Raw genomic sequence first — 9083 nt, 5'->3', positions numbered from 1 at the left:
GAAGGTGACGAACCTGGACAACGGCCAGGCAACCACCGTCACGGTCAACGGCCCCTCCGGCAGCTGCGTCCTCCTCAACAACACCGCCTTCGACAAGGTGCGGGAACCCGGCAAGAACCTGATCCGCCGGGCCCGCATCGAACGCGTCGGCTGAGCGACCGCAGCGGGTTCGGGCTGCCAAGCCATGGCGGGGCCACAGGGCGCACCGTCCCGCCATGGCACCGGCCCGACGGCATAGGGGGCGCGGTTCTGATCCGGTGTGCCGCCGCTGCTCCAGGGCTTTCTTTCGGATCGCCCAGAATGACTTCAAAGCCGATCGGGGCAGGACCGCGAATCCTCTGGTGGCCAAGTCCCGGCGGACGATGGTCGAGAAGAAGTCCAACCGTTTCGATGACGAGCTCCGCTTCTACCCGACGATCTTCTTGCCCGCGTCGACACCTTGGCCCGCCGAGGGGATGTTCGTGGAGGTCTTGATGCCCTGCGAGTCGATGACACACGCACTCGGTTCCTGCTCCCGGCCCTCCTGCCTGCGAAATTGACGCCTCAGCAGACTGTTGAGCCAGGCCCTGTCCGGGCGATCACGTGACAGTTTGGTGAGAGCGATCCTGATTGGGCCCCCAGAGGTAAACGGATCTTCGTCCGCCGTCGGCTGTGGCAAGGTGCTTACATGTCCAACCCCATCGCGTACCCGATCTTCCGCACCACCGACCCGGTACTGGCTCTGCACGTGGCGCGTCAGCTTGTGGCAGTGGGCGACCGTCAGTACGCGGAGGTGTCAGTGGAGGTGGAGCTGTGTACCGTCCCGGAGGTGTTGCGGATACGCGAGGCGCTGCCGGATGCCTGGTTCCGGAGAGAGGATGTCGAGGACTGGGCGCGGGATCCTTCCGACCCGACGGGTTTGCACGGCGGGGTCCACGCGCCCGAGCTTTCCAGCGATACGGACTTCCTCTCCTCGCACCTGCCGCTCCGGGCGTCGATGGAATACCGGCCCGTGGGCAGCGTTGAGGAGGAGTTTGCCGCCTTGGTGGGACGGAACATCGGCGAGATCTGGTGGTCCAGCTTGATCTGGCCCGACGTACCGGACCGTGACCTCCACGGCGAAGCCGACAACGCCCGGGTCTCTTTGCTGTTCAACTGCCGAACCCAAGGCCTCGACGAGCGCTCCGATGACCACACGGTGCTCGTCCACGTGCGCCGCAGGAATCGTGACGGGTCCGAGGAACGGCACGCTGCCTGGCTGGCAGAGCAGATCGGTCAGTCCGTCATCGGTCCGCCCCAGGGGTGACCCCCGATCGGCCCCAGCCACTTCAGGTCAATCACGTGACTGCTCCGGCCAAGCATCGTTTCAGGTGGACATGGGGCGGGGTGAACTGAGTGATGCCCCACTCCGCCCAGAGTCCAGTGGAGTGGGGAACTTCGACGAGTGTGGCGGGACATTGTCGAACCGGGGCTCGCCCGTTCGCGAAGCGCGGCGAAGTCGTCGGCGGGGCGGAGGCGTTACCGGCTGAAAGGGCCTTCCTTACATGGGAAACGAATGCACGTGGACCGCTTCGGCAGGCCAGTTCACTCCGCCATGAAGCGGGGTCCGCATGGTCCGCAACGGCATCGGAACCGGTCCCTCGTGTTGCTCGACATGGACTTCCTGGTCCAGCGCCTGCCAGCCGAGGCGCTCGTAGAAGGGCACGAGGGAATCGCGGCAGAAGAGAAGCGCGTGCGACGGCCCCAGCGTTCGTGCATGGTCCAGGGCCGCCGTGATGACCAGCCGGGCAAGGCCCTGACCCCGTAGGTTCGGAGCGACGGCAACTCCGCCGACGCCCACCACCTCGGTGCTCACACCTCCGATCGATATGGGCAGTCGGAGCAGACCGGCGTGTGCAACGAGGCGGCCGCCGAGCCTGATGCCGAAATGCTCCTCCTTGGGGAGCCAGGTCAGACCTGTGTGTGCGACGCCGAACGGATCGTCGCCGGTGCCCAGGATTTCGCTTTGTTCTGTCTTCGTGTACCGCGTGAGTCGCACCGTGGTCGGCGATGCGGGTGACAGGTGATCAGACATGCCTACATGATCCTGTTCGCGCCACTCCGTGCCAACTGAAGTACTCAGCCGGTCCGACTGAAGGCACGTTCCGTGAACGTACGGGAGGTCGGCCTGGCCGGGGCTGCCCTGAGGACTGGTCACTTTCGCCAGAACAGGTGGTGCGCCACCCCGCTCGGGCTGGGAACGACCTCCAGGTGGAACCGGTCGAGCAGCTCTTCGGGGGACTCCCAAAGTCGTACTCCGGACCCGAGCTTCACCGGCGAGACCGCGACGTGCATGGTGTCGACGAGGTCGGCGTCGAGGAACTGCCGGATGGTGGTGGCCCCGCCGCCGAGTCTGACGTCCTTGCCCTGCGCCGCTTCCCGGGCCTGCTCAAGGACCGAGGCCGGGTCGCCGTCGACGAAGTGGAACGTGGTGTCGGAGAGCGTGATCGAAGGACGCTTGTGGTGGGTCATGACGAACACCGGGGTGTGGAAGGGGGGTTCGTCGCCCCACCAGCCCTGCCATTCGTAGTCCTGCCAGGGCCCGCGCTGGGGCCCGAACTTGTTGCGGCCCATGATCTCGGCGCCGATGTTGCGGGCGTAGTCCCGCGTGAAGTAGTCGTCCAGGCCCCGGCTTCCCCCAGGGGCGGTGCGCATGGGCCAGCTCGCCGTGGCGCCGGCCCAGGCGAAGAGCCTCCCGGGGTCGACGTGACCGAATGGCCTCTCGAGGGTCTGGTCCTCACCCGCGCCGATCCCGTCGCTCGAGACGTTGAAGTTCTGGACTCTCAGCAGCTGAGTCACGTGCTCCTCCTGTGTTGTCGACAGCGGTGGTGAGACTTGCCGGGCCGGGAAAACTCATCGCCGCGTCCGTGATCGGTCTGAGACTCGGTTACCCAGTGTCTCGATTTGTGAGGTTTAAGCCATTTTAGACGACATCTCATTTGGCGGAATGGGAAACTGTCGGTCCCGGTGGGGATTGTTGAGCGACTGGCCGGCGTCGGCACGGCGTGGCCGGGACGTACTCGCCGCGATCGTGTTCGTGGCCATGTCGGGCTGCATGAGGCAACGATTGCCGACGACATCGTTCGGGCTGCCGGGGCAGCGGCTCAGCGGCGGTTCACCGAGTGGAGCAAGGCGCGGGTGGTGGGCCCTGTCGCGTGCATACGGTGGGAGGTGGATCGTGGTGAGCCAGTCGCGTTCGGCCTCGTACTGCTTCGGCTCCGCCGACGGGAGCCCGCAAGGATCAGCCGCGCCGTTTGACAGCCGCCACACCGTCGGCACCGACGGACTCACCCGCAGCCGACGACGGACCACCGTCTGGACCCGGGTGAGCATCCACCGCTCATCGTCGAAGCCCTGCGCCGACGGGCCCGTGCCGAGTTCTTCCTCCAACGCGGCGAACTGGGCGCCGGTAATGGTCGGGGAGTCCGCCGGACCCGCAGGGCGCAAGGCCTCCACGTCGCCCGCGCGCCAGGCGCGGCGCCGGCGTTCCACCGACCGCACACTCACCCGCAGGTGGTGCTTCGCGATCACCGCAGTCTTCTCATCCGCCGCGAAGCACTCGCCGGCCTGAAGCCGGATCCCTTCACGAGGCGCCCGGCTCTCAGCGGTCCGTCCCCCAGCCTCCGGCTACCGCGTACCACCGGGATACCGCAAGGATCACGGACCATCGCCACCCGACGACAACCGGAAAGCCTCAGTGGGAGCGTTGCGGATGCGGTCGAGGACATGCCCCGACGGCTCGGCCGGCCATCGAGGCGACCGCTTCACTCGTGATCGCTGCTGAGTTCAGGAGCCTTCGATCGGCCCGGCCCGATCCCATCCAGGCGCCCGCACGTCGGGGCCGCCAGATCGGCGCGGTCCTCGGCGTCGCGATCCTGGTCGGCCTCCTCGGCGCCCCGGCACCCCGGCACCCGGACACACTGTCGCCGCTTTCCAGCACGGCTGGTACGCGGTCGCCCTGGCATCCCTGCTCGCCGCGTGCGCAACGGTCCCGCTCGTCCGCACGCCGCAACCGGCCGCCACCGAAGCGGCCGACGTCGCAGAGGCCGACGTCGCGGAGGCCGCGAAGGCCCCGAAGGTCGGCATCGCCTGAGAAGCCGGTCCCGTCCGTCGCACGCCGCGCGGACGCCGACCCGGAGTCGGCCTTCCGGCTGCTGCGGGTGGCCGAGGACGTCATCTGGCCCGCAGCATCATCCTCTTCGTCTTCGTCGTGAACGTCATCCAACACGCCGACCCAGGGCCCGGTCGACGGGCCGGGCGGCGGGTGGAGACCGGAAACGGGCACCCCGAGGATCGGCGCGGCGCGGTCCCGCGAGCCGGTGGGCTTGCGGGACGGGGGCCGATCCTGAAGGCGGGTGTTGTCCCGGGGGTCAGGGGCAGGTGGCCAGGAGGACGGAGACGACCGTGCAGGCAGCGGTCGCACTGTCGTTGAGCAGGTTGGGGTCGGACGGAGCGGACACCGTACGGGTGGCGGTGACCGAGACGCGGCCCAGCGAGAGCAGGCTCAGCGGTACCCGGAACGTCTTGGCCGAAGCGGCGCCGGCGGCGATGGTGCCGTAGCCGCAGGTCACGGTGGTCCCCATGGCGGTGCACCCCGGGGACAGCGCGGTGGCGGAGGAGCCCTGCGGCAGGGTCGCGGTGAGTGTGGCCGAAGTGACCGTACCCGGGCCGGTGTTGTGGGCGGTCAGGGTGTAGGTGAGGTACGGGACGAGGAGGCTGAGGCCCGGCTGCGCGGCCAGGTCCACGTCGATGTCGGCGGGCGGGAGCTGGTAGGTGTACCGGCCCGCGCCGACCACGGCGCTGGTCCCGCCCGGCGTGGTGACCTGCACGTCGACGGGGCCGGCGGCGTGCGCGGGTGCGGTGGCCGTGCAGGTGGTGGCGGTGCAGGACAGAGCACCGGCCGGGTTGCCCGGCCCGAAGGTCAGCGAGGTGGCGCCGCTCAGACCGGTGCCGGTGACCGTGACGACGGACCCGCCGTCGGTCGGGCCCGCGGAGGGGCTGAGCGAGGTCACCACGGGTACGGGAAGGTAGCTGTACCGGACGGCGGGGGACGCGGCACTGGTGCCGGCGGGCGTGGTGGCTTGTACGTCCACCGTCCCGCTCCCGGCCGGTGCGGTGGCGCTGCAGGAGGTCGGGGTGCAGGACACACCGGTGGCGGGGTTGCCCGCGCCGAAGGTGATGACGGCGCCCGCCAGATACGTGCCGGTGACCGTCACCACCGTGCCGCCCGCCGCGAGTCCGGTGTCCGGGCTGATGCCGGTGACCGTGGGCGCGTCACGGTGGAAGGCGAAAACGATCCGACCGTCCGCGGCGTTGGCCCCGTCGGTCAGGATGACCGGTGAGCCGGGGACCGTGCCGGACACCAGGCTGGATCCGCCGCCTCCGCCGCCGCCTCCGCCACCGGTGGTTCCGTACCGGCCGCCGGCACCGCCCCGGCCTCCGCCGCCGTAGCCCGCTCCGCCGCGCCCGCCGGCGCCGGTCGGGTTGAAGACGCCCTGCGCGGCGGCGCCGCCGGAGCCGTTCGGGTAGGCGCCGGGCGAGCCGTTCGCGCCCTCGTTGTCCGCGCCCTGCCCTCCCGTCCCCGCCGCCCCGCCTGCGGTGCCGGTGCCCGGGCCTCCGCCCGTACCGCCCTGCGCGTCCGGGACCAGGCCGTGGCCGTCGGCGCCCGCCCTGCCGCTGTCACCACCGGTCGCCCCCGGGTAGGCCGGGGAACCGATGCCCGCTCCGCCCGCGCCGCCGCCCGAACCGGCCGTCAGCAAGGGGTTGTTGGAGGCCGTGGTCACCGCCACGAGGGCGCCGCCGAACCCGGACGCGCCGAACTGCGGGTTCGCAGTGGCGTTGGCGCCGCGGCGGCCGACGGTGACGTTGAACGTCTGCCCCGGAGTCGCGGGGACGGTCGCCACGAGGTGCGCGCCCTTGCCGCCCGGTGTCCCGTCGAAGGCGTTCCCGCCTCCGGCGCCGTCGAGGGTGACCACGGCGCTGGACACACCGTCGGGCACGGTGAGGCTTCCCGAACCACCCGCCGTGCAGGTGATCGTGGTGACGGCATCCGCCCCGACCGGAGCCTCACACACCCCTTCCGCCGCCGCCGGAACCGCCAGAGCCGCCAGGCTGCCCGCGGCCAGCACGGACGACGCGGCCACTGCCAGCAGCCGGTGGCGCCACCGGGATCTCGGTCCGCTCACCACAGCAGTCGATGACATCGAAGCCTCCCCCTCTCCACTGCGCCCGGCGGCGGCCGGAGGCGAAGACTCCCGGGAAGCCGCGGCCGGACGCTCCGGCACGACGAACCGGAGCGCCGTCCCGCACACGGAGCCACCGACGTTCGCCGGTATCACCGGGCCCCTCGCGGGGGCGGGGGCCCTGTGATACCGGCCGAAGCATCGCAGCCGCTGAGGCGGGGCGCGGGCGAAACGCCGGATCATTCCATCGGCCCCGCCGAAAACGCCGACTGAGGGGACGGGGGCGTCTACGATACGAAGTTCCGCCCCCGCGCCGCCGTTTCCCGAGCCTGCCGCCGGCCCGCCTCGTCGGGGGCAATGGCCCCACCGGGCCTGGCAGGCGATGGTCGAGGCGGCCGTACGAGACCGGCGCGGGGACGTCACCATCGAGCTCGCCCGCGCCGACTGCCCATCGCTGCGGGCGGCGGGCGCGGCGGGCGGCGGCGAGGTCGAGCGCAGCGTCGATGACGGTCCGGGGCGGGCTGCCGAGACGGACGGCGTGGCTGCGCAGCATCGAGACCAGGTGCCGGCCGATATGCACAACCCACCCCCGCCCTCGCCGGAAGCCCGGGGGCATGCTCCGTTCGGGGGACCTCGACATCCCACCACGACAACGCCCGACACCCAGGGTGGGACGTTTCTTCACCGGATTCCGGCGGTCGGCCGCGCGGCAGTGGCGGCGAGAGGTCCGGGGGATCATGCGTCGCATGGCGTTGCTGAAGAGTTCCGGGTGCCCACGGTCAACGAGCATGAGCGATGCCCCCTGGCAGGGTGCGGTGGCCCTCGCCGGAGGGGTGCGGTGATTCCCGTGCAGGGTGGGCGGCACGGGCGGGATGTGCGGGTGGTGGTGGTCGGGGCGGGGTTCTCGGGGCTCGGCGCGGCCATCCGGCTGCGTGAGGCCGGGTTTCGCGACGTACTGGTGCTGGAGAAGGCTCCGCAGCTGGGCGGTACTTGGCGGGAGAACACCTATCCGGGCTGTGCCTGCGACGTACCCTCCACGCTCTACAGCTACTCCTTCGCCCCGGATGCGGCCTGGAGCCGCGTCTTCGCCGGGCAGGAGGAGATCCGCGCCTACCTCGCCGCCACGGCCGAGCGGTACGGCCTCGCCGAGGTACTGCGCTGCGGCGTGGTGCTGCACGAGGCGCGGTGGGATCCGAGTGCCGGGCGCTGGCGGCTGGAGACCAGCGACGGTTCCTACAGCGCCGCGGTCCTCGTCATGGCCACCGGCCCGTGGCACGTCCCGCGCCCGTTGGACGTGCCGGGGATCGACGGATTCGCCGGCCCCGTACTCCACACCGCGCGCTGGGACGACAGCGTTGACTTGGCCGGCAAGCGGGTGAGCGTGGTCGGCAGCGGCGCCTCAGCCGTGCAGGTCGTCCCCGCCATCACCGACCGGGCGGCGGCCGTGCACCTCTTCCAGCGCACGGCCCAGTGGGTCCTGCCCAAGCCCGACCTGGGCCTGTCCCCCGCGTTCCACCAGGTCGTCAACCGGCTGCCCGGCGCCCGCCGCGGCCTGCGCGCCTCCCAGTACGCCTTGCAGGAAAGCTTCGGCTATGCCTTCCGCCACCCCAGGCTCGCCCGCCTCCTCGAAGCCGGCGCCCGGGCACACCTTCGGCTCTCCGTTCCCGATCCGGAGCTGCGGCAGGCCCTCACGCCCGACTACCGGCTGGGCTGCAAGCGTCTGCTCACCTCCAGCACCTACTACGCCGCCCTGAGCCGGCCGCACGTGCGCCTGCACGCCACCGCGGTGAGCGCCGTGCGGGGCAACGAGATCGTCGGCGCCGACGGCACGGTCGCCGAGACGGACGTCCTCATCACCGCCACCGGTTTCCGCGTCGGTGAACTGCCCCTGGCCAGCAATCTGTACGGCACGGACGGCCGGACCCTGGACGATGCCTGGGGCGGCGAGCCGCAGGCCTACCTCGGGACCACTGTCAGCGGCTTCCCCAACCTCTTCCTGCTGCTGGGACCCAACCTCCTCGGCGGATCCACCTCCGCCATCACCGTGCTGGAAGCCCAGCTCACGTACCTCACCAGCGCCCTGACCCGCCTCGACCAGACCGGCAGCCGGGCCCTGGAGGTCCGGCCCGGAGTTCAGGACGCCCACAACAGCGCCGTACAAGCGGCACTGGCCACCACGGTCTACAACACCGGCGGCTGCACCAGCTACTACCTCACCTCCAGTGGCCGCAACACCTTCGCATGGCCCTGGTCCACCCCTCGCCTCACACGACGCCTGAACCGCTTCGATCCCGCCGCGTACGTCTGGCAGCCCTCTCCCTCTCGCTTGCCCGCCCCACGGGTACCGCAGGACGGCAGCGTCCCGGCTCCCGCGCACGGGCAGCAGAAGTGACAGCTGCCCCACGCATCGCGGCTCCCAAGGACGCCGTCACCGCACAGGGCGACGCTCTCGCTCCCGGTTGCGCCCGCACCCGCCCCGAGAGGTGGACCCCGCCCTATGCATAACGACCTCGGCGTGGCCGCGTCGACGATCCGTTTGAGGAAGTCGTGGACACGCTGACCCTGAATTGGAACTCCCGGAAGAACTGGGCCCAGGCGTTGTCGATCCGCGTGCCGTTGGTCTGCAAGGTGTTGTGGATCGTCTGTCCGGGGCGGCGCGCGCACCGGACCACGACGCTGCACCGACCGGCACCGTCACGCTGTCATTCGATCAGCTGCGGACTGGTCGGGGGACACGGTCTTCCGGGACCGTGCTCCAGCACGTCCTCCTGCGGCATCAGCAGGCGCCGGACAGATCCCTTGCCGCCCCCGTCGCCGCGCGGGGCGGGGTGGGGGGGTGGGTGGTGGCGTGCTCGCAGAGGAACGTGTGGGTCTGCTCAGGGG

At 70.8% G+C, this 9083-nt stretch carries 5 protein-coding genes and 3 pseudogenes; 3 read left to right on the top strand and 5 right to left on the bottom strand.

Annotation, left to right across the window (positions count from 1 at the left end; genetic code table 11):
* Positions 1-154, top strand: a pseudogene (locus ADK52_RS42840) (septal ring lytic transglycosylase RlpA family protein); the annotation flags it as partial.
* A 214-nt stretch (positions 155-368) separates the two neighbouring features.
* Here ADK52_RS42840 and ADK52_RS43345 read toward each other — a convergent pair.
* Positions 369-559, bottom strand: a pseudogene (locus ADK52_RS43345) (IS5/IS1182 family transposase); the annotation flags it as partial.
* Positions 560-667: 108 nt separating this feature from the next.
* Here ADK52_RS43345 and ADK52_RS04915 point away from each other — a divergent pair.
* On the top strand, positions 668-1285 hold the full coding sequence (locus ADK52_RS04915; protein WP_053688553.1) for a hypothetical protein: 618 nt from the start codon (positions 668-670) through the stop codon (positions 1283-1285).
* Between the two features lie 234 nt (positions 1286-1519).
* Here ADK52_RS04915 and ADK52_RS04910 read toward each other — a convergent pair whose 3' ends face one another.
* From ADK52_RS04910 to ADK52_RS44360, 4 genes and pseudogenes are all read right to left on the bottom strand, one after another.
* Positions 1520-2053: a GNAT family N-acetyltransferase gene (locus tag ADK52_RS04910; protein WP_053688552.1), complete on the bottom strand. Its 534-nt coding sequence runs from the start codon at positions 2051-2053 to the stop codon at positions 1520-1522.
* A 119-nt stretch (positions 2054-2172) separates the two neighbouring features.
* Positions 2173-2817, bottom strand: a complete 645-nt coding sequence (locus ADK52_RS04905) for a dihydrofolate reductase family protein (protein ID WP_053688551.1) — start codon at positions 2815-2817, stop codon at positions 2173-2175.
* 459 nt (positions 2818-3276) lie between these two features.
* Positions 3277-3597: pseudogene (locus ADK52_RS44905) on the bottom strand (IS630 family transposase); the annotation flags it as partial.
* Positions 3598-4388: 791 nt separating this feature from the next.
* Positions 4389-6203, bottom strand: a complete 1815-nt coding sequence (locus ADK52_RS44360; protein WP_199828448.1) for an IPT/TIG domain-containing protein — start codon at positions 6201-6203, stop codon at positions 4389-4391.
* A gap of 835 nt (positions 6204-7038) precedes the next feature.
* Here ADK52_RS44360 and ADK52_RS04890 point away from each other — a divergent pair.
* Entirely contained in the window at positions 7039-8592 is a 1554-nt protein-coding gene (locus tag ADK52_RS04890; RefSeq protein WP_234343417.1) for a flavin-containing monooxygenase, read from the top strand.
* Positions 8593-9083 lie beyond the last annotated feature (491 nt).

It is taken from the genome of Streptomyces sp. WM6372 (assembly GCF_001279655.1).
In the GTDB taxonomy this organism is placed as follows: Bacteria; Actinomycetota; Actinomycetes; order Streptomycetales; family Streptomycetaceae; genus Streptomyces.
Note: the sequence above shows the minus strand (reverse complement) of the source record. Positions and strands in the feature narration are given on the sequence as shown.

Excerpts from the sequence above, each read along its gene's own strand:
- ADK52_RS04910 (WP_053688552.1), bottom strand. The coding sequence starts at position 2,053 with ATGTCTGATCACCTGTCACCCGCATCGCCGACCACGGTGCGACTCACG.
- ADK52_RS04915 (WP_053688553.1), top strand. The coding sequence starts at position 668 with ATGTCCAACCCCATCGCGTACCCGATCTTCCGCACCACCGACCCGGTA.